Here is a 21150-nt window from a genome sequence, read left to right as displayed (position 1 = left end):
TCAATCCCGCAATCGTGCACCAAAATCGGACACGAGACGGGTCAACACCCGTCCCACCACATCATCCACCACCTGGTCGGTCAGTGTCTGAGAAGAAACTTGTAAAATCAATCCCAAAGCGAGACTTTTTTGTCCCGCCGCGATCTTCGACCCGACATAGACGTCGAACAACACCAGATCGCGCAGCAACTCACCGGCGGCCTCACGGATCGCGGCGGCCAGCTCCAAGTAGGCGACGGCCTCGTCCACCACGATCGCGAGATCGCGTCGGATCGCCGGGTAACGCGAAACGGGGGTGAACCTAGGCAGCACCCCGGTACTCAGGGCCGCCTGATCCAGTTCAAAAAGGAAGGCATCGCCGGTGAGATCGAGATCCGCGGCCAGGGCCGGGTGGAGCATTCCCAGGAGCCCGACCGGTTGCCCCGCATAGTCAATGCGGGCACTCTGGCCGGGGTGCAGGGCCGGGTGTTCGGCCGCCACGAAATGGAAACCGGCCGGGTCACCGCTCAGGGCCAGCAGGGCCTCCACATCCGCCTTGAGTGAGTAGAAATCGGCCAGCCGCGCGGGCGCCCCCCACTGCTCCGGGTCAACGGCGCCGAGCGTCAGCCCGCCGATCGCCGCCTCTTGGCGCAGCCCATCCGGACCGGGGCGGAAACGCAGGCCGGTCTCGAAGATCCGCACCCGCTCCTGCTGGCGCGCCTGGTTGTAGCGGGCGGTGTGCAGCAACCCCGGCCACAGTGACGGACGCATCACCGACAGCTCGGCGCTGATCGGATTGGCGAGTGCCAACCCCTTCACCTCGGGCTCGATCCGGGCCTGCAGCTCGGGATTCACGAAACTGTAGGTGATCACCTCCTGGAACCCCCGGTCGACCAAGAGCAACCGCACCCGATCCAAATCGAAGGCCCCCTCCGGCCGAGCCCGGGTTCCCGCGGCGGACGTCGCATGGCTGACCGGGATGCGGTCATAGCCGTAGATACGCCCGACATCGGCAATCAGATCGACCTCATGGACCAAGTCGAAGCGTCCGCTGGGCGCCGTGACCTGCCAGCCCCCCGCCACCGGCACCAGGGTCATGCCCAGCCGCTCCAGGATCCCGGCGATGGTCTCGTCGGGCAGTGTGAACCCGAGGATCTGGGCACAGCGGGCGCTACGCAGTGTCAGCGGGGCACGTTGCGGCAGGTGCCCGGCGGCGGTCACGTCGACCACCGGGCCGGCCTCACCGCCGACGATGGCCAGCAGCAGCCCGGTGGCGCGCTCCAGCGCCCGGACCTGGAGCCCGGGGTCCACGCCGCGCTCGAACCGATGGGACGAGTCGGTGTGCAGACCGTAGCTGCGCGCCTTACCGCTGATCCCCGCAGGCGCAAAAAAGGCGCTCTCCAGCAGGATATCGCGGGTCTCCGATTCCACCGCGCTCGCCGCACCGCCCATGATCCCGGCCAGGGCCAGGGGGCCCGCGGCATCGGCGATCACCAGGGTGTCGGGGCGCAGGACGATCGTCTCCCCATTGAGCAGGTGCAGCCGCTCGCCCGCCGCGGCCAGGCGCACCCGGATTTCGCGCTTGATGCACCCCAGGTCGAAGCCGTGCATGGGCTGGCCCAGCTCCAGCAACACATAGTTGGTGACATCGACCACCGGACTGATGGCACGGATGCCGCCCCGACGCAGACGCTCGCGCATCCACAGCGGAGTCACGGCGGCGGGGTCGATGCCGCGAATGATGCGACAGGCGTAGCGCGGGCAATGCTCAGGCGCCTCCAGGCTCACCGGGAAGCGCTCCTCACTCGCGGCCGCGACCGGGTCCACGTCCAGCGGGGTCAGGGCGCAGCCGTTGATGGCGGCCACCTCCCAGGCCAGCCCGGCGATGGACAGACAGTCGCCCCGATCCGGGGTCAGATCGACCTCGATGCAGGCGTCGTCCAGACCCAACCAGGCGCGGAAATCCGCCCCCAGCGGGGCATCCTCCGGTAGCGGCAGGATGCCAGACGAAGTCTCGGCCAGACCCAACTCGCTGGCGGAACAGATCATCCCGAAGGACTCGACCCCGCGAAGCCGCGCCCGCTTGATCTTGAAGTCCCCGGGCATGACGGCGCCGATGGTCGCCACCGGCACCCGCATCCCCGCGGCGACGTTGGCCGCGCCGCAGACAATCGTCAGCGGCTCACCCTCACCCAGGTCCACCGTGCACACATGGAGCTTTTCGGCATTGGGGTGGGACGCCACCTCAATCACCAAGCCGACCGCCACACCGCTGAACACTGCGGCGGCGGGCGTGATGGCGTCCACCTCCAGACCGGCCATGCTGAGTTGGTCCGCCAGGGTTTGGGTATCGACGGACGGGTTGACCCATTCCCGCAGCCAGGACTCACTGAAACGCATTATTTTCGCTTTCCCCTATGTAATTTCGGCCGTCATTTCCGCCAGTCAGGCGAATTGCCGCAAGAACCGCAGGTCGTTCTCGAAATACAGGCGGATGTCGTCGATGCCGTAACGCAGCATCGCCAGACGCTCCACCCCCATCCCGAAGGCGTAGCCCAGATAGCGATGCGGGTCGATCCCCACGTGCCGGAAGACCTCCGGATACACCATGCCGCAACCCAGGACCTCGAGCCAGCCGGTCTGCTTGCACACCCGGCACCCGGTCCCGCCGCACATGACGCAGGCGATATCGACCTCGGCGGAGGGCTCGGTGAACGGAAAATAGGACGGGCGGAAACGCAGTTTGAGGTCGCGCTCGAAAAAATTGGTCAGGAAGTCGTAGAGGACCCCCTTGAGATCCGCAAAGCTCACCTGCTCATCGACCAATAATCCCTCCACCTGATGAAACATCGGGGTGTGGGTCAGGTCCGAATCGCAGCGGTAGACCCGTCCGGGGGCGATGATCTTGAGTGGCGGGGCCTGCTCGGTCATCACCCGGATCTGCACCGGTGAGGTGTGGGTGCGCAGGAGCAGATCCGCGTCGAAATAGAAGGTGTCATGCATCGCCCGCGCCGGGTGGTGCTGGGGGATGTTGAGCGCCTCGAAGTTGTGATACGCAGTCTCGACCTCGGGCCCCTCCGCCACCGCGAATCCGGCGTCGGCAAACAACCGCTCGATGCGGCGCAGCGTGCGGGTCACCGGGTGCAGTCCGCCCGCGCGTTGGCCCCGCCCGGGCAGTGTGACGTCCAGCCGCCCGGCCGCCAGGCGTTCCGCCAGGGCCGCCTGTTCCAAGAGCGACTTGCGGCCATCAATGGCCTGCGCAACGGCGTCCTTCGCCACGTTGATCAAGGCCCCGGCAGCGGGACGTTCGTCCTTGGGCAAACCGCCCAATTGCTTAAGCAGCGCGGTCAACTCACCGCTCTTGCCCAGATAGCGTACCCGCACCTGATCGAGCGCAGCCAGATCCGGCGCTGCCGCAATGGCCGCCAGGGCGGAATCGCGCAGCGGGTCTATTCCCAGTCCGGACTCTTCAGGCATTTTCAAACCTTGCAGCAAACAGATAGAACCGCGGCGACACGGGCGGCGAGGACACGGACAGAATCCGGCACTCAAAGCGAACCCAAACGTCACAGCGGCCGGATACAAATTGGACAGGATCAACAGGATTTCTCAGGATTAACAGGATAAGACTCCCGCATCCTGAACCGTCGGAAATCCTATAAATCCTGAGAAATCCTGTCCATTTATTCTCAGCCAACACGAACTCAGAGCAATGACAGGCCTTGCACACCCGACCGACAGCGCAAAAAAGGGAAAGACCAGGGCCTTTCCCTTCGTTGATCGGGCTTGGACGGGCCTTCCCTGCCCCGCCCACTGCTCTCAGGCCGCCAAGGCGCCCTTGGCCTGCTCGGCGATGGCACTGAAGGCCACCGCGTCGTGGTAGGCGATGTCCGCCAGCATCTTGCGGTCGACCTCGATCCCGGCCTTCTTCAGACCGTTGATCAGCCGGCTGTAGGACAGGCCGTTCTGCCGGGCACCGGCATTGATACGGGCGATCCACAGAGTGCGGAACTGGCGCTTCTTCTGGCGACGGTCGCGGTAGGCATATTGGCCGGCCTTGATGACCGCCTGCTTGGCAACACGAAAGACTCGGCTGCGGGCACCGTAGTAGCCCTTCGCCTGCTTCATGATCTTCTTATGACGGGCGTGAGCGGTTACGCCCCGTTTGACGCGTGGCATCGTTATTCTCCGGTATCAGGTGCGATCAGCAGTAGGGGATCATCCGCCGCGCGGACTTCAGATCCGACGCATGAATCAGTTTGGCGGAACGCAGCTGACGCTTCCGCTTGGTCGTCTTCTTGGTCAGGATGTGCCGCCGAAAGGACGAGTAGCACTTGACGCCGGTGGACGTGCGCTTGAAGCGCTTCGCCGCCCCGCGATTGGTCTTGATCTTGGGCATGTTCTCAACTTCGCGATTTGCTGAATATGTTTTTGTTAATGTTTCTTGGGACCGAGCACCATGACCATCTGGCGTCCTTCCATCTGGGGTTGTTGTTCCACGATGCTATACGGGGCAAGGTCGTTCTCCACGCGCTTGAGCAACTCCAGCCCAAGTTCGCGGTGCGCATGTTCACGCCCGCGAAACCGCATGGTGACCTTCGCCTTGTCCCCTTCTTCGAGGAAACGGATCAGGTTGCGTAGTTTGACCTGATAGTCCCCTTCGTCCGTCCCTGGGCGGAACTTGATCTCCTTGATCTGGACCTGCTTCTGCTTCTTCTTGGCCTCATTCTGCTTCTTCTTCTGGTCGAAGCGGAACTTGCCGTAGTCCATGAGACGGCATACCGGTGGCTCAGCGGTCGGAACGATCTCTACCAGATCCATCCCCGCCTCTTCGGCCATCTCCAGGGCCTCACGGACCCTGACGACTCCAACCTGGTTGCCATCCGCGCCGATCAACCGAACTTCTGGGATGTTGATCTCGCGATTGACGCGGTTTCTCTTTGGTGCAGCGATTGCAGGTTCCTCCACAAGGATTAAAAAAAGGCCGTCCCTGTCCGATGACTGGGGTGCGCCCCGGCCAACAATGCGGGCACGCGCCCCACAGGTTGGGGACCTGGCCCAGCGGGCGGTGACTTCAGTTTCACCACCCTAAAAATATCAACTTACCGGACAGTGGCCGAGCGGCCCCTCGCGGCTCGCCCCGGACACCGGCTCAGTCGTGCACCCGCCGCGCCACCTCGTCGCCGAGCCGGTCCATGAAGGCGTCAAGCCCACACGCGCCCAGGTCCTGACCCTTGCGATCACGCACCGACAGGGTCCGGGTCTCGACCTCGCGATCACCGAGGATCAGCAGATAAGGCACCCGCTGCAAGGTATGAGCGCGAATCTTAAAGCCGATCTTCTCGTTTCTCAAGTCCGAATCGACACGGAAGCCCTTTTTGCGCAAGGCGTTAGTCACCTCGGTCACATAGGGGGCCTGATGGTCGGTGATATTGAGCACCACCGCCTGCACCGGCGCCAACCACACCGGCAGCAACCCGGCATAATGTTCGATCAGGATGCCGATGAAACGCTCCACCGAACCCAGGATGGCACGGTGGATCATCACCGGGGTCTGCTTGCCGTTGTCCTCAGCGATGTAGTGTGCACCCAACCGCCCGGGCATCGAGAAGTCGACCTGAATGGTACCGCACTGCCAGGCGCGTCCGATGCTGTCGTGCAGCGTAAATTCGATCTTGGGGCCGTAGAAGGCACCCTCCCCCGGCTGAACCTTGAACTCCAGGCCCTTGTCGCGCAAGGCCTTATCGAGCGCTGCCTCACCCTTGTCCCACAGTTCATCACTGCCCACCCGCTGATCCGGGCGCAACGACAGGGCCAGGGCCACTTGGTCGAAGCCGAAGTCCCGATAGGTCTCGAAGACCATATCGATGAGCGTCGCCACCTCGGCCTGGAGTTGGTCCTCGGTGCAAAAGATATGGGCGTCGTCCTGGGTGAAGCGGCGCGCGCGCATCAGCCCGTGCAGGGTACCTGAGGGCTCGTAGCGATGCACCACCCCGAACTCGGCGATCCGCAACGGCAGGTCGCGATAGCTCTTCAGCCCCTGATTGTACAGCTGGATGTGCCCGGGGCAGTTCATGGGCTTGATGGCGTAGTCGTGTTCGTCCAACTGGGTGGTGAACATGCCGCCGGCGAACTTGTCCCAGTGGCCCGAACGCTCCCAGAGCGAGCGATCCAGCACCTGAGGCGTCTCGACCTCATCGTAGCCGTACTGCGCGAGCTTCTCGCGCATGTACTGCTCGGCCAGGCGATAGACGACTCGGCCTTTGTGGTGCCAGAAGGCCATCCCCGGGGCCTCTTCCTGGAAGTGGAAGAGGTCGAGCTGGCGGCCGAGCCGGCGGTGATCGCGTTTCTCGGCCTCCTCCAGGCGGGTCAGATAGGCCCGCAGTTCCTTCTTGTCCCGCCAGGCGGTACCGTAGATGCGCTGCAGCTGGGCGTTCTTGGCGTCGCCGCGCCAGTAGGCGCCTGCCACCTTGGTGAGCTTGAAGCCCTCACCCAGTTTACCGGTGCTCGGCAGGTGCGGGCCGCGGCAGACATCAAACCAGTCGCCCTGGCGGTAGATCGAGACCTCCTCCCCGACCGGGATGATGTCCTCGATGATCTCGACCTTGTAGGTCTCACCCAGCTCGGCAAAGACGCGCTTGGCCTCATCCCGGTCCATCACCTCGCGGGTGATCGGCAGATCGCGCTTCACGATCTCGTGCATCCGCGCCTCGATCCGCTCCAGGTCCTCAGGGACGAAGGGCTCGGCACGGGCGAAGTCGTAGTAAAAGCCGTTCTCGATGGCCGGGCCGATGGTCACCTGAGTGCCGGGGAAAAGTTCCTGCACCGCCTGGGCCATTACATGGGCGGCGTCGTGGCGCAGCAGTTCCAGGGCGTCCGCCTCATCCTTCGCGGTAACGATGGCCAGCGTCGCGTCCGCATCAATGAGGTATGAGGTATCGACCAGGCGAGCGTCCACGCGCCCGGCCAGGGCCGCCTTGGCCAGCCCGGCACCAATGGATGCGGCCACCTGGTGTACGGACACCGGGGCATCGAAGGAACGGATGGAACCGTCGGGGAGGGTAATCTGGGGCATGGGAAATCATCCTTATCGGTTCAGTGGTGATCGCTACCAAAGATCACATGAGCGGGCCCATGGCGGGGACCTAAACAAAAACCGCCGGTTACCGGCCGCAAGCCCCCTTTGCTACCACCTTACCACGCTGAGTTGGTCGGTGGCGCTGGAGGCCGGGCCGGTAGCCGGCGGCTGAGAATTGGTAGGCGCGATTGGACTCGAACCAACGACCCCCACCATGTCAAGGTGGTGCTCTAACCAGCTGAGCTACGCGCCTGTCGTCAAGCTGTTTGCCTGTCGTCAAGAGCCAGCAATTCTACCGATGGTTGGCGGGCTTGGCAAACGCAATTTTACGCGGCAGCTGCAACGTTCGCGCTCGGCCGGTCGCGGACCGACTTTGGGAACCCTGGATGGACCTTCGAGCCCCTCGACGGCCAACCGGCGGCCCGCGGCACGCGGCGAGCAAGGCCCACACGAGCAACTGTACCTTGCTCGCGTGGCGCAGATCAGGCAAACGCCGCGCTGCCTTTTCGTCCACACCCAAACGCCGCGCCGGTTCGCCCGTGCCGCTGCCCGTCTCCCGCGCCGCGTGACACAGGCCCGCCATGCCGTCCCGATGGTCGGATGGTTGTCATTGACGATCGGCACCTGGTCGGCGCCCGCCGCGACGATCGCCACCGTGAGCGTTGCCGGCAGCCCATCGCCTCGTATCGATACCAGCGCCCCGCGCCGATCCGACGGCGCCAGCCGTCTATTTGTCGTTGCGTTGGTACAAAAGGCGCTGAGCCTTCGTGCGCAGCAGTTCTATGGCGGACAACAAATGAAAATATTCACGCTCCATCCCGACCGGGACATGGTCGGAAATGGCATGGCGATTGAGTCGCGTCAGCCGGTCATGCAATACTTGCTTTTCATGTATCCCAAAGCATCCCTCGCACAACTGCCGTTCCAGGACCAGGACCTCCTCATAAAGCCGGCGATGCTTGATGTGATAGCGGATGGCCCGAAGCTGGACATTCAGCTTGGAAAGCGGATAAGTCACCGCCATGATGGAAAGAATCAACACCCACATGCGATCGACAAACCCAGCCATCCAGAAGGGCAAATATCGCAGCCCCTGCGGCACCCCATAGTCATAATAGTGAAGCGCCGGCGGACTAGCCTCGACGGTCGGGTCCATATAGGCCGGGAATTCCCCCCGTTTACCGAAAAAACGATAATGCGAGGCCCGCAGTTGATCGCGGGCGGCCATTAACAGGAGCGTCTGGATATCAGGATGCAACGTCTTCTTGACCGCCACGGCAGTGGTGGTCGCGATCAAACTGACATCTTCCGGAGGCAATCTTTTCCTGATATCCACGGAGAAGGCCGGCAGCGTCAGTTCACTGATGTAAGGCAGCGCCTTTTGATAGGCAGCGGCCTTGGAAAACGCGAACAGTTCTACGGTGGGATCATGTAACAGGAATTGCACCGCCGGATCGAAGACTGGCGAAACGATGATCAGGACGTCCAGCTCGCCCGACTGAAAATCTCGAAAATTCTCGGCATAAGGTCCGGTGATGAAATGCGCGTTGCCGTCGATCTCGATGCCATTGAGCTTGAACAATGCCCGGACCATTTGTTGGGTACCGCCTTGCTCGGGTCCAATACCCACACGCAGCGCCGCCAGATCCGGCAGGTGCTCATGCCTTACCGATTGCCCGCGCCGGCAGAAAATCCAAACCGGCTCATAGACAACGCTACCCAGTGAATAAATCCGCGACGCCAGTGCGGCGTCCAACGAGCCCCCCTGAATGAGCGCAATGTCAACCTTGCCGTTCGGATTGGCAAGCAACTCGGCACTTTGTAGGGACGCCATTGAATTGTGCAGCTCAAGTTCAATACCACGCTCCTGCACGTATTGCGCGACGCTATCGGCAATAATGCTGTATGCGCCATCCGGGCGACCAGTGACCATAATCAGATGGCGCGGTGGAAACGGCTGCAAATAGTAGACCGCACCGGCCAACGACACCAGCACCAATAGCACCAGAAGCTTCTGCTCACGCACCACTTCCACCAGGGCCCGGCGTTCGTCACGCAGGACCTGCCAAAGATATTGCAAGCTGTTCATGATGTCCCCCATCCAAGTATTGAGTAGCAGCGTCGCCGACGGCGATCAAGCACCGGCGGCGACCTCAATCAACCAGAATATTCTTGAATTGCCAAGGATCATCGGCATCCACGTCCTCCGCGAAGAGGCGGTTGCGACCCTTCAGCGGCGTCCAATCGCCATAGACCCCTACCATCTCTCCAAGGTAGGGAATTGCCACCGCCAGGACCTCACGGAAATCCATTTCCTCCGGCTCGACGATCCCGGCCGCGGGATGCCGCAGCGCCCACACCAGACCGGCGAGCACGCCAGCGCACGTTTGCAGGGTGGTGGCATTGTTGTGAGGACACAGCGCCCGGGCTTGCTCGATGCTCAGCCGCGACCCATACCAATAGGCGTCGCGGGCGTGACCCAACAGCAGTACACCCAACTCGTCGGTGCCGGCGGTGATCGATGCCGACTCCAACTGCCGCTGCCGGGGCTGCATCGCCCAGCCTTTGCCGGCCAATTCGTGCAGGGACAGCACCGCATCGTCGCACGGATGGTATGCATAGTGGACGGTGGGGCGGTAAAGTGTATCATCGCCATCCCGGACGGTCAGATAGTCCGCAATGGAGATCGATTCGCCATGGGTGATGAGAAACCCGTGGTAAGGACCCTCCAGGGGCGTCCAACTGCGCACGCGCACGCCGGCGCCAGGACGCCCCAGCCAGATCGCGGCATCGCAGCCGAAGGTATGGCGATGGGCGTCGGATGGCCAATGACGTTCGTGACTGCCCCAGCCTAACTCCGCCGGCTGGCAGCCCTCTCCCACAAAACCATCGACCGACCAGGTATTGACGAATTCACCGGGTTGCTTGCGCTGGCGAGAGGTATGCGTATCCCGCTCTGCGATATGGATGGCGCGCACTTCCAGCCGCCGGGCGAGCGCCGCCCACTGCGCCCGGTTCTGCGGCTCCACTGCGGTGGGACACAGCTCGGCCGCGAGGTCGAGCAACGCCTGCTTGACGAAGTGAGAAACCAGCCCGGGATTGACGCCGTGGGTCACGACGGCCGTCGTGCGGGGGCCGTCCGGCTGCCGCAGGGCCAATGCCGCCTCGCGCAGCGCATAGTTGGTACGATTCGCCGGGGGCACCGATTGGTCACAGTAGCCACCCAACCAGGGCTCGATACAGGCATCCAGATAGAGCACCTGGTGGTCCTGACACCAGGCGATCAGCTCGAGGCTGCAGACATTGATGGACAGATTGAGCAGGAAATCGCCGGGGCCCAATCGTGACTCGAGGACCTGCCGGTAGTTGTCGCGCGTCAGGGGTTCCACGGCAAAGGCGACACCACAGTCGACCGCCAAGGCCGCGCCCCTCTCCGACGCGCTGACAATGGCGATCTGCTCCGGGGCCATGCGAACATGGCGCAGCAGCAGCGGCAAAACCCCCTGCCCGATACCACCGAAGCCCAGGATCAGCAGACGACCATGGAAGTCGACCCATGACCTGTGGGAAGGTTCGTACATCGCATCTCCCAGCCCGACCGGGCCTCTAAACTAGCAAGGGCATAGATCGTGAAGCCGATCAGAAACGAGGCATTGAAAAAGGGCGATGGCTGCTGACTGGTGAGCTTAAGAAAACAGTCGCCCACTCCGGTCAGGACGACAATGGCAAGAACCAACAGGTTTGCGTAAGCGAAAGTCACGGACTGAACCTCAATCGTGATACCAGGTCTGCTTGTGGCGCTGAGGCGCCATCACTGGCGCACGCGCAGCGGGGTGCGGCCACGCTGCACGCTTCGCGCCGCAGCACCGACGCCCTAGAACCGATACCCCTTGGGCACCACCACGATGCCATCGGCCGAGACTGGGAAGCGCTCCGCATCGAGCTTGCCCCCGAAGCCGATGCGCGACTTGGCTGGGACCTGCACGTCCTTCTCTATGATGCAGTTACGCAAGTTGGCACCGGCCCCGACCTGCACCCCGTCGAAGAGGATCGAGGAATCCACGATGGCGCCGTCATGCACCCGCACCCGCGGAAACAGGATCGAATGATTGACCCCACCGCCGCTGATCACGGTACCGGCCGCGAGCATCGAGTTGACGAAGATCCCCTCGGTGCCGCTGGTCGCCCCCGGCACGGTACGTGCCGGCGGGTATTGCCCCTGATAGGTCCGGATATTCCAGTCGACCTGGTAGAGATCCAGCGGCGGATCGGCACGCAGCAGGCCCATGTTCGCCTGGTAATAGGCGTCGATCGAGGCGAGGTCACACCAATAGCGGTCCGGCGTCACCCGGCCCCGCGCGCCGCCGAAGCGATAGCCGCACACATTCACCGCGCCGAGCAGCGGGGCGATGAGGTCCAGCCCCAGGTCCTGGTCCGGCCCCTCCCGGCCAGGGTCCAGCGCGGCGAGCAGCCAGGACTTGTCGAAGCAGTAGACGCCCATGGTGGAGAGCGGCTCGTCCAAGCCACCGGGCGCCCCGTCCACCGGGGCCGGCAACAACTCGCGGACCCGCCCATCGGCGTCCAGTCGAACCAGGGGCTGCACGCCGGAACCCGGCTCACGGATACCGCGCACCGCGAGCGTCACCACCGCGGCCGACTCCCGGTGGGCGCGGATCAACTCCGCATAGTCCATGCGATAGATGGCCTCGCCCATCAGCACCAGCACCTGACCGGCGGCGCTGCGTTCCACCAGGTAACGGTTCTGGCGGATGGCATCGAATGGACCGCCATACCAGTTGAGGCCCTCGCGCTGCTGGGGCGGCACCGCGGTGATGAACTCGCGCATCTCCGGGTTGAAGATGGACCAGCCGTCGCGCAGGTGCTTGTGCAGCGAGTGGCTCTTATATTGGGTGAGCACCAGGACCTGGCGCAGACCCGAGTGCAGACAGTTGGCCAGGGTGAAATCGATGACCCGGTACTTGCCGCCGAAGGGAACGGCGGCCTTGGGGCGATCGATGGTCAGCGGCTCGAGTCCGGTACCGCGGTTGGCGGCGAGGACCAAGGTCAAGGTGTTGGAAGGCATGGCAGCGCTCGATCCTTCAGATAGTCATGGAAAGCAGACAACGCTTGGCACGGCAATTTAAGCCGGCCGCGCCACCACGGCATCGATCACCCGCTTCATGTCGCGCACCGCCTGATCCAACCCGCAGAACAGTGCACGGGCGACGATCGCGTGGCCGATGTTGAGTTCACGTATCCCAGGTATCGCCGCGACCGCCTTGACGTTGTGGTAATCGAGCCCATGCCCGGCATTGACCTGAAGTCCGAGCTCCAGGCCCACGGCGACCGCCTGACGGATACGCTGCAACTCCAGGGTCCGCTGCTCCGCAACCTGAGCGTCGGCGTAGCGGCCGGTGTGGATTTCCACCACCGGCGCACCGACCGCGCGGGCGGCCTGAAGCTGCGCCGGGTCGGGGTCGATGAAGAGCGACACCCGCACCCCCGCCTGCGCCAACATGGCACAGAAATCAGTAAGCTCGGCCCGGTGACCGGCCACGTCGAGGCCACCCTCGGTGGTCAGCTCGGCACGCCGCTCGGGCACCAGACAGCAGTCCGGCGGACGCAGCCGCGCGGCGATGCGGCCCATCTCCGCCGTGGCGGCCATCTCCAGATTCATGCGGGTCACCAGGATGTCGCGCAGCAGCTCCACGTCCCGATCCTGGATGTGCCGACGGTCCTCGCGCAGGTGCAGGGTAATCAGGTCCGCCCCCGCCTGCTCCGCCACCAGAGCGGCCTGGATCGGCTCCGGATAGCGGGTCCCCCGCGCCTGCCGGATCGTACAGACATGATCGATATTGACCCCGAGCAGGACCTCAGCTGGTGCATTGGTATTCATCGGACCTCCCCGACGCGTTCGTTTACGGACAAATCGCTCTTCTCCAATTCCCTGCCACCTGCTCGACCGTCAGAGTGATATCGGGGGTTGCGCTTCGGGGTACTCATGTTGCCACCGTGGTCCTGCGGGTCCATCCGCCCGGCAAGCCCATATCGGGGGTTGCGCTTCGGGGTACTCATGTTGCCCTCCCCCGCCACTGCCGGAACAGCTCCCGGCTCTTCAGTGGCTTGGGACCAAGATGGGGTTCGAGCAGGCGCCGACACAGGGTGCGCGCCTCGCGCACCTGCGCGGGCGCGAGCTCATCTCCCCGGGCGAGCGCGAGCAGGGTCGCACCGCAGACCCCCTCGCCCGCACCCTCGGCCGGAGCCGGACGCGTCCCGCGCCCAGGTTCGACCAGATAGTGACGATCCGCCACCACCGCCGCGCCCCCATCCACCACCCGATCCAGGGACGGAGCATAGCCCAAACCCTCCAGCAGGCGCAGTTCGAAACGCCGCAGGGCCGAGTCCAGGTGCTCGCCGGCGGCCAACTGACCAAGGGCGGCGTGATAGAAGGCAAAGATCGGATCGTGGGGATCATGGCGACCGAGCAACCGCATTAGGACCTCATTCAGATAGAAGGCACAGGGCAGGGCGGGCCCGCCGAGGTCGAAGGGGCGCCCGGCCGCCTCGACCCGGGTCAAGGTCAGCACCTCACCGCGCCCCACCACCCCCACCCAGAGGGGCTGGAAGGGTTGCAACAGTGCACTGGTGGGGCGTCGGCCGCGGCGCGCGCCCTTGGCAATCGCCGGGAACCGACCTGACCCCTGGGCAAACAACTCGACCAGGAGACTGGTATTGCCATAGTCCCGCCGATGCAGGACCAAGGCCCGGAGCAGACCGCCGGCGCCGCTCACCCGTCGTGATAACCCAAGCGGGCCAAGGCCGCCTCGTCACTCGACCAGCTCTTCTTGACCTTCACCCAGACCTCCAGGTGGACCGAACAGCCGAACAGTTTCTGCATCTCCAGACGCGCCTGGGTGGCGGTCGCCTTCATCGCCTCACCGCCCTTCCCGATCAGGATCGCCTTCTGACCCGGACGCTCGACCCAGATCAGTGCATTGATCCGATAGCGTCCGTCCACCGCCTCGAAGCGCTCGATCTCCACCGTCGTGCGGTAGGGCAACTCCTCGCCATAACGCTGAACCAACTGCTCGCGCAACAACTCGGCGGCGAAAAACCGCTCAGAGCGATCGGTGATCTGATCCTCGGGGTACTGAAACTCACCCTCGGGCAGGGCCGCGATCACCGCCCGCTCCAGGGCCTCGATCCCGTCGCCGCGGGCGGCGGAGACCGGAATCAGCTCGCGGAAGGCATAGCGCACCGCCAGCGATTCCAGGTGCGGCAGCAGGACCGACTTATCGGGAATGCCGTCGACCTTGTTGATGACGGCGATGGCGGGCAGTCCGGCCGTGGTCAGCGCCTCCAGGGCCAGCGCATCCTCGTCGGTCCAACGCAGGGCCTCGACCACCAGCAGCACCAGGTCGGTATCGCCGATCGCCGTGCGGGCCGCCCGGTTGAGATAGCGATTGAGTGCACCCTCCCCCCGGCGATGGATGCCCGGCGTGTCGACGAACAGGATCTGGCCCTCGGGGCGGGTCTTGATACCCAAGATGGCATGACGGGTGGTCTGTGCCTTGTGCGAGGTGATGGCCAGCTTCTGGCCCAAAATGCGGTTCAACAAGGTGGACTTGCCCACGTTGGGCCGCCCGATGATAGTAACGTAGCCGCAACGCGGCGGTGCCTGGTCAGCCATGAGCAACCTGTCCTTCGAATTGTGTCAACATCGCCTCAGCGGCGGCCTGTTCGGCACGCCGCCGACTGCTGCCCTCGCCGCGGCTGCACCATCGATCGTCCGGCAGCACGCAACTGACGGTGAAGCTCTGGGCGTGCTGGGTCCCGCCGACCGTCAGCACCTCATAGTCGGGGATCGGGCGATGGCGCGCCTGCAGGAGCTCCTGCAGACGGGTCTTGGGGTCCTTACTGGCACGCGCATCATTGAGTTGCTCCAGCGGGACGCGAAAGAGTTGCGTCACCACCGCCTGCGCCCGCGCGAAGCCACCATCCAGATAGACCGCGCCCAGCACCGCCTCCAGGGCGTCCGCCAGGATGGAGTCACGGGTGTGGCCACCGGTGCGTAGTTCACCGGTGCCCAGACGCAGATAGTCCCCCAGTTGCAGGCCGCGGGCAAGTTGCGCCAGCGACTCACGTTTGACGAGCGAGGCCCGCATGCGACTCAAAGTTCCCTCGTCGGCCTGCGGGAAGCGGCCAACCAAGGCCTCGGCGACGGCGAACCCAATCAGTGCGTCGCCGAGAAACTCCAACCGCTCATTGTTCACTGCACCCGCACTGCGGTGGGTCAGGGCTTGGTGCAGCAACTCCCAGCGGGCGAAGGGGTAGCCCAGGGCGCGGGCCAGGCGGCGGCTGTCCGTATTCACCGACCCTTGACCACCACCGTGTAATGGAAGGTCAGCACCGCGTCGATGTTAAAGAAGAGGTGCTCCCGCTGCTCATAATCGACCGTGAGCTCGGAGGTGTTATCCCCCGTCTGCTTGAGCGTGAACGACTTGGCATCGACGCCGCGGATGTTGTTGACCATCATGCGGCTCTCCATGATCCGCATGATGGCCGGCTTACCCCCCACGATGGGCTCCGGGGCGGCGGCCACGTCTTTCATGATCGAGGTCATGGTGTAGAAGCTCATATAGCAGGGACCGAGTTTGAAAAGCACAGTCCCCAGCGTAATGACCACCACCAAGACGAACAGCATGCCGCTCGCACCCATCCCCTTCTGCATGGCAGGCATCTTCGTCATTTTGATTACCCCCTATTGAATCAGATGACCCAGTCGGCCCCAGGCGATGGGCGGGAAACCCGTCCGCTCGCCGTCCCAGTGCATCCAGATGGCAAAGGCCTTGCCAACCAGATTACCCTCCGGCACGAAGCCCCAGCAGCGGCTGTCGTTGCTGTTGTCGCGATTGTCACCCATCACAAAATAGTGACCGGGCGGCACCGTCACCGACCCCAGGGCCAACACCCGGCACCCGGGCGGCAGGTCCGGCCGACCCGGCACGGCCAAGGTGTGGTGTTCAACGCCGTCCAGCGTCTCCAGCGCGTCCCGGGCGCCGGTCATCCCCGCCCCCGAGGCTACCCCGGTATAGAGCCCGATCGGCACTTGACCCTGCGGTTTGCCGTTGAGATAGATCGTCTTGTCCCGATAGGAAACCTGGTCGCCCGGCACGCCGACGATCCGCTTGATATAGTCGGTCTTGCCGTCCACCGGATACTTGAAGACCACTACATCGCCGTGCCGCGGCTCACCGATGGGCAGGAACTTGGTATTGAGGACCGGCAGCCGCAGACCATAGGCAAACTTGTTGACCAGGATGAAGTCCCCGGTCAGCAGAGTCGGCATCATGGAATTGGAGGGAATACGAAAGGGCTCGACCAGGAACGAGCGCAACAGCAGGACGATGAGGATGACCGGAAAGAAGGACCGGGCATACTCGACCAGCATGGGCTCGCGCCTGACGACTGACGCGGCAGCCGCCCCCGCACGACGCTTGGGCGCAAAGGCGAGGGCATCCACCAGCCAGATGCCGCCCGTCACGGCGGAGGCCAGCACCAGAAAGGCCGGAAAATCGAAATTCATGGACATCTCAGATAGTCAGATTCAAACCCGGCCAGACGCGACCAGTCCGCGACCAGTCCACGCCCGGCCCTCAATTGTCCTTGCCCACCTGCAGCACGGCCAGGAAGGCCTCCTGGGGAATCTCCACACGCCCCACCTGCTTCATGCGCTTCTTGCCCTTCTTCTGTTTGTCCAACAGCTTGCGCTTACGCGACACATCGCCGCCATAGCACTTGGCCAACACGTTCTTGCGCAAGGCCTTGACCGTGGTGCGGGCACTAATCGTGCTGCCGATGGCGGCCTTGATGGCCACCTCGAACATCTGGCGCGGGATCAGCTCCTTCATCAGCACCGTGATGTCCTGACCGCGTGACTGGGAAACCGCGCGGTGCACGATGGTCGAGAGCGAATCCACCTTGTCGCCGTTGATCAGCACATCGAGCTTCACCAGGTCCGAGGCCTGAAAGCGCTTATGCTCGTATTCGAATGAGGCATAGCCGCGGCTGGCCGACTTCAAGCGGTCGAAGAAATCGAGCACGACCTCCGCGAGCGGCAGTTCATAGGTCACCTGCACCTGCCCGCCCAGGTAATGGATCTGCTTCTGCACCCCGCGCTTCTCGATGCACAGGTTGATCACGTTACCCAGATAGTCCGGGGGGGTGAGGATGTGGGCCTCGATGATGGGCTCGCGGACCTCACTGATCTTATTGGGCTCCGGCAGATTGGCCGGATTGTCGATGCGAAAGACCTCACCGTCCTGGCGCAGTACCTCGTAGACCACGGTCGGGGCCGTGGTAATCAGGTCCAGGTCATACTCGCGTTCCAACCGCTCCTGGACGATCTCCATGTGGAGCATCCCCAGGAAGCCGCAGCGGGAACCGAACCCCAGTGCCTGGGACACCTCCGGCTCATAAAAGAGTGAGGCATCGTTGAGCCGTAACTTGCTCAGGGCCTCGCGCAGGTCCTCGTAGGCGTCCGAATCCACCGGATAGAGCCCGGAGAAGACCCGCGGACGCATCTCCTTGAAGCCTTCCAGCTTCTCCCCCGGCCGTTCGGGTCGGGTGATGGTATCACCCACCGGGGCGCCGTCGATCTCCTTGATAGAGGCGATGAGATAGCCGACCTCGCCGGGGCCCAGGCTGGGGCGCTCGGTCTTCTTGGGGGTAAAGACCCCCACCGAGTCCACCAGATGGCTGCGCCCGGTGGCCAGCATGACGATCTTGTCGCGGCGACGGATCTCACCGTTCATGACGCGCACCAGCGAGACCACGCCCACATAGGGGTCGAACCAGGAATCGATGATCAGTGCCTGCAAGGGGGCATCGCGGTCGCCCTTGGGCGGCGGGATACGGACCACCAAGGCCTCCAGCAGGTCAGGGATACCCTCGCCGGTCTTGGCACTCACCCGCAGCGCATCCTCGGCCTCAATGCCGATAATCTCCTCGATCTCCTTGATCACCCGCTCCGGCTCGGCGTTGGGCAGGTCGATCTTGTTTAAGACCGGCAGCACCTCCAGCCCCTGTTCGATCGCCGTGTAGCAGTTGGCCACACTCTGCGCCTCGACCCCCTGGGCGGCGTCCACCACCAGCAGCGCGCCCTCGCAGGCGGCCAGCGAGCGGGACACCTCATAGGAAAAGTCCACATGACCCGGGGTGTCGATGAAGTTGAGCAGGTAGGTGCGCCCGTCCTTGGACTTGAAGTCCAGGGCAATGCTCTGGGCCTTGATGGTGATCCCGCGCTCGCGCTCCAGGTCCATCGAATCAAGGACCTGGCTCGACATTTCGCGCTCGGTCAGGGCTCCGGAGAGCTGGATGAAGCGATCCGCGATGGTCGACTTGCCATGGTCGATGTGGGCAATGATCGAAAAATTACGGATATGGCTGAGGTCGGTCATCGTTATGGACCGTCGCTGGTCTCGTCAGGTGATCGCGGGGAGCGGCGGCGCCGGCAGGACAGGGCGCGGATGCGACGGCGTTGCAGGCCGCCCAGGGGAACCGCAAGAAGTCGGCCATCATAACAGAAACGGGGCAGGTTCATCCGCCCGCCGGGCGCAGGTCCGCCACCGCGTACTCCACCCCGGCCGCAAAGATGCGGGTCCCGCCGCCCTCGGCGATAGTCTGGCGCAACCCCTGTGGGTCAGTCACCCGCACGCCGGCCAGATAGTCGACGCCCCAGTCCCGCAGCTCGCCAAGCCAGGGGACGGTGGGCCCCATCAAGACCAGGGTGGCCGCGCGGGAGAGTTCGGCGAGTCGCGGAAAGGTCTTGTTGATCAGGCTGGTGGCGGTAAGGAAGACCCAGTCGGCGGCCGGCAGACAGAACTCGGCGGCCGGGTCCGGGAGATCGCCGGCCCCCGGGTTGCGCTCGATCACGGTCAGGTCCCAACCCAACTCGAGTGCATCCAAGCCGGGATAGCGCCCGATGACCGCAACCCGCCGGCCGGCGAGTTGGTCCGCAAAGTGGTGGAAGACGGCCAGGTTGGCGGCGGGGCCGGGGGTGAGCCCCACGGCGGTCGCGGCCAGGACCGCGCCGGGGTTGAGTGCAGCGTTGATGGCAGCCATCCCGACCGTCGCCTCAAAGGGGTCCCAGGCGCGCACCCAGGGGGCCAGCTCCGCAAGGCGTCGGCCGGCAAGTGTTCCGGGCCAGGCGAGGGTGCGGGTGGCGGTCCCGGGGCTCATCGCCAGACCGATGCCGCCGGCCGTGCGGCACAGCGTCCAGGTCAGACCGATCAGGACCTCGTCCGCGCACGCCGCGGTGGGAACCGCGTCGATCAGCAAGTCGTAGATGCGCTCAGGGGGCTCAATCATATTGCGTGTCCTTCCACCGCCGGAGCGCTGTGAAGACCGCCGCGTGACCCTGGAGCGGGTGCCCGGCAAAGCGCTCGGCGGCGGCGATGACCTGGGGCTCGCCGGTGCGCAGGAAGGGGTTGGTGGCGAGTTCCTCGGCGAGCTCCGACGGCACCGTCGGCAGGCCCTGGGCGCGGAGCGCCGCCGCCTTGCGCTCACGGGCAATCACCGCCGGGTTGTCCGGTTCCACCCAGCGGGCGAAGCCCAGGTTGGCCAGGGTGTATTCGTGGGCGCAGAACTGGCGCGTCGCCGGGTCCAGGGCGGCGATGCGGCGCAAGGAGGCGGACAGGCGCTGCGGGGTATCGCCGAAAACCCGCCCGCAGCCGCCGGCGAACAGGGTATCCCCGCAGAAGAGCAGGCCCTCCCCCAAGAAAGCGATGTGGGTCGCGGTGTGGCCCGGAACCTCCCAGACGGTGAAGCGACTGGTGAGACCCGGGGGCGCGACCACCTCACCCTCGCCGACCTGCCGGGTCAGGCCGCGGATGTGCGAATCGTTGGGGCCGATGACCGTGAGCCCCGGGAAGGCCAGCGCCAACTCAGCGAGCCCGCCCACATGGTCCCCATGGTGGTGGGTCACCAGCACGGCGGTGAGTCGCAATCCCTCGGCCGCCAGGGTCTCTAGCACCGGGGCCGCGTCACCGGGGTCCACCACCACCGCGTCGCGGCCGGGCGGCTCGGTCAAGAGCCAGATGTAGTTGTCGTCGAAGGCGGGAATGGGGCAGATGTTGAGCATGGATGGTGGTCCTTGTTGGCCTCAGGGTGACAGATCCGCCAGGTCATAGGTCGCCGCGGCATCCTCCACCGCCCAGCGAATCGCCGCGGCCGTCTCCTTGCCGATCCCATGCACGCCGGCCAATTCGGTGGCCGGAGCGGCCATCACCGCCTCGATCGTACCAAACCGCTCCAGCAGCCGCTTGGCGCGCTCGGGGCCAATGCCCGGCAGGCCTTGCAGGATGCGGCTTTGGACCCGTGCCTTGCCGCGCGGCCGGCGTCCCTTGCGGGGCAGCGAACCGGACGCGAAGGCCCGCCCCTGACGGGCCGCGAACAACATCAACTGCGCCGTCTCCGCCGGGCCCAGCGAGCGCAGCAAGGGAATCCCCAGAAACAGGGTCAGGGCGACCAGCGCGCCCTGGATCGCCTCGCGCCGCATCCGGCAATCGGCCAGGTCCCGCGTCGTGCCCTCCAGGATCAGCGCCGTGGGCAGCGGGGCCTGCGCCAGCCGTAACCCCTGTGTAAAGAGCCGTCCATCCTTGATCGAGGCGACGAGGTCCGGCAGGGTCTTGCGCTCGAAGAGCAGCGTATCATCGACCAGATAGTCGCCGAGCGCCAGCCGCGCCACCCGCGTCTCGACCCCCTCGTGGCCACGCAGTGCGGCGAGGACGGCACCGGCCGACTCGCGGTCATCGACGACGACGCAGACGCTTTGGCTGGCGGCCATGGACAAGCCCCCGATTAGGCGACCTCGATCCCATTGAAAAACTCGACCACCCCGGTGTCCAGCGAATACTCGGCCCCGACCACGACCAGTCCCTCGTGTTCGATCAATTGCTCCAGCAGCTCCGAGCCGTGCCGCAGATGGCTGACCGAGACCCCGACATTAGCCCGCACGGCGTGCCGCACCAGCGTCTCCATGTCGTGCCGCAGCTCGGTGCGCAGCAGGCCCTCGACGGACGGCCGGATGCGGT

Annotated in this window: 19 protein-coding genes, 1 tRNA gene and 1 pseudogene; all 21 read right to left on the bottom strand. The window is 64.6% G+C overall.

Annotated features, from left to right (window positions below; all coding sequences use genetic code 11):
- A complete protein-coding gene (pheT, locus tag QZY44_RS12475; RefSeq protein WP_295446663.1) occupies window positions 1-2379 on the bottom strand; it encodes a phenylalanine--tRNA ligase subunit beta in 2379 nt (792 codons plus the stop codon).
- Window positions 2380-2424: 45 nt separating this feature from the next.
- A complete protein-coding gene (pheS, locus tag QZY44_RS12470; protein ID WP_295446661.1) occupies window positions 2425-3456 on the bottom strand; it encodes a phenylalanine--tRNA ligase subunit alpha in 1032 nt (343 codons plus the stop codon).
- 342 nt (window positions 3457-3798) lie between these two features.
- Entirely contained in the window at window positions 3799-4158 is a 360-nt protein-coding gene (rplT, locus tag QZY44_RS12465) for a 50S ribosomal protein L20 (protein ID WP_295385842.1), read from the bottom strand.
- Between the two features lie 25 nt (window positions 4159-4183).
- The gene (rpmI, locus tag QZY44_RS12460) at window positions 4184-4378 is read right to left on the bottom strand and encodes a 50S ribosomal protein L35 (protein WP_295446659.1); all 195 of its coding nucleotides are present in this window, start codon (window positions 4376-4378) and stop codon (window positions 4184-4186) included.
- A gap of 35 nt (window positions 4379-4413) precedes the next feature.
- The gene (gene infC, locus QZY44_RS12455) at window positions 4414-4947 is read right to left on the bottom strand and encodes a translation initiation factor IF-3 (protein ID WP_295446657.1); all 534 of its coding nucleotides are present in this window, start codon (window positions 4945-4947) and stop codon (window positions 4414-4416) included.
- 184 nt (window positions 4948-5131) lie between these two features.
- Window positions 5132-7054, bottom strand: coding sequence for a threonine--tRNA ligase (gene thrS / locus QZY44_RS12450; RefSeq protein WP_295446655.1), 1923 nt, complete (start codon window positions 7052-7054; stop codon window positions 5132-5134).
- A 179-nt stretch (window positions 7055-7233) separates the two neighbouring features.
- Window positions 7234-7310: transfer RNA gene (locus QZY44_RS12445), tRNA-Val, on the bottom strand.
- A 474-nt stretch (window positions 7311-7784) separates the two neighbouring features.
- A complete protein-coding gene (locus QZY44_RS12440) occupies window positions 7785-9146 on the bottom strand; it encodes a TAXI family TRAP transporter solute-binding subunit (protein WP_295446653.1) in 1362 nt (453 codons plus the stop codon).
- A 64-nt stretch (window positions 9147-9210) separates the two neighbouring features.
- Entirely contained in the window at window positions 9211-10638 is a 1428-nt protein-coding gene (locus tag QZY44_RS12435; protein ID WP_295446651.1) for a saccharopine dehydrogenase C-terminal domain-containing protein, read from the bottom strand.
- A gap of 293 nt (window positions 10639-10931) precedes the next feature.
- Entirely contained in the window at window positions 10932-12140 is a 1209-nt protein-coding gene (locus QZY44_RS12430) for a sugar phosphate nucleotidyltransferase (RefSeq protein ID WP_295446649.1), read from the bottom strand.
- Window positions 12141-12197: 57 nt separating this feature from the next.
- Window positions 12198-12953, bottom strand: coding sequence for a pyridoxine 5'-phosphate synthase (gene pdxJ / locus QZY44_RS12425; protein ID WP_295446647.1), 756 nt, complete (start codon window positions 12951-12953; stop codon window positions 12198-12200).
- 175 nt (window positions 12954-13128) lie between these two features.
- On the bottom strand, window positions 13129-13848 hold the full coding sequence (gene recO / locus QZY44_RS12420; RefSeq protein ID WP_295446645.1) for a DNA repair protein RecO: 720 nt from the start codon (window positions 13846-13848) through the stop codon (window positions 13129-13131).
- Window positions 13845-14747, bottom strand: coding sequence for a GTPase Era (era, locus tag QZY44_RS12415; RefSeq protein WP_295446643.1), 903 nt, complete (start codon window positions 14745-14747; stop codon window positions 13845-13847). The genes recO and era overlap by 4 nt, the downstream gene beginning before the upstream one ends.
- Window positions 14740-15429 carry a ribonuclease III gene (rnc, locus tag QZY44_RS12410; RefSeq protein ID WP_295446641.1) on the bottom strand — a complete coding sequence of 230 codons (690 nt, stop codon included), beginning with the start codon at window positions 15427-15429 and terminating at the stop codon, window positions 14740-14742. Before rnc ends, era begins: the two co-directional genes overlap by 8 nt.
- Window positions 15426-15806 (bottom strand): DUF4845 domain-containing protein, encoded by a 381-nt coding sequence (locus QZY44_RS12405; RefSeq protein ID WP_295446639.1) that lies wholly within the window; start codon window positions 15804-15806, stop codon window positions 15426-15428. Before QZY44_RS12405 ends, rnc begins: the two co-directional genes overlap by 4 nt.
- Window positions 15807-15818: 12 nt before the next feature.
- Complete coding sequence (gene lepB, locus QZY44_RS12400; RefSeq protein ID WP_295446637.1) at window positions 15819-16643, bottom strand: signal peptidase I; 825 nt, start codon at window positions 16641-16643, stop codon at window positions 15819-15821.
- 70 nt (window positions 16644-16713) lie between these two features.
- Window positions 16714-18516 (bottom strand): translation elongation factor 4, encoded by a 1803-nt coding sequence (gene lepA, locus QZY44_RS12395; RefSeq protein ID WP_295446635.1) that lies wholly within the window; start codon window positions 18514-18516, stop codon window positions 16714-16716.
- Window positions 18517-18655: 139 nt separating this feature from the next.
- Window positions 18656-19426, bottom strand: a complete 771-nt coding sequence (locus QZY44_RS12390; RefSeq protein WP_295446633.1) for a DUF364 domain-containing protein — start codon at window positions 19424-19426, stop codon at window positions 18656-18658.
- Complete coding sequence (gloB, locus tag QZY44_RS12385; protein ID WP_295446631.1) at window positions 19419-20198, bottom strand: hydroxyacylglutathione hydrolase; 780 nt, start codon at window positions 20196-20198, stop codon at window positions 19419-19421. The genes QZY44_RS12390 and gloB overlap by 8 nt, the downstream gene beginning before the upstream one ends.
- Window positions 20199-20219: 21 nt before the next feature.
- Window positions 20220-20903, bottom strand: coding sequence for an ERCC4 domain-containing protein (locus QZY44_RS12380; RefSeq protein ID WP_295446629.1), 684 nt, complete (start codon window positions 20901-20903; stop codon window positions 20220-20222).
- 14 nt (window positions 20904-20917) lie between these two features.
- Window positions 20918-21150: pseudogene (locus QZY44_RS12375) on the bottom strand (carbonic anhydrase); the annotation flags it as partial.

It is taken from the genome of uncultured Thiodictyon sp. (assembly GCA_903837595.1).
In the GTDB taxonomy this organism is placed as follows: domain Bacteria; phylum Pseudomonadota; class Gammaproteobacteria; order Chromatiales; family Chromatiaceae; genus Thiodictyon.
Note: the sequence above shows the minus strand (reverse complement) of the source record. Positions and strands in the feature narration are given on the sequence as shown.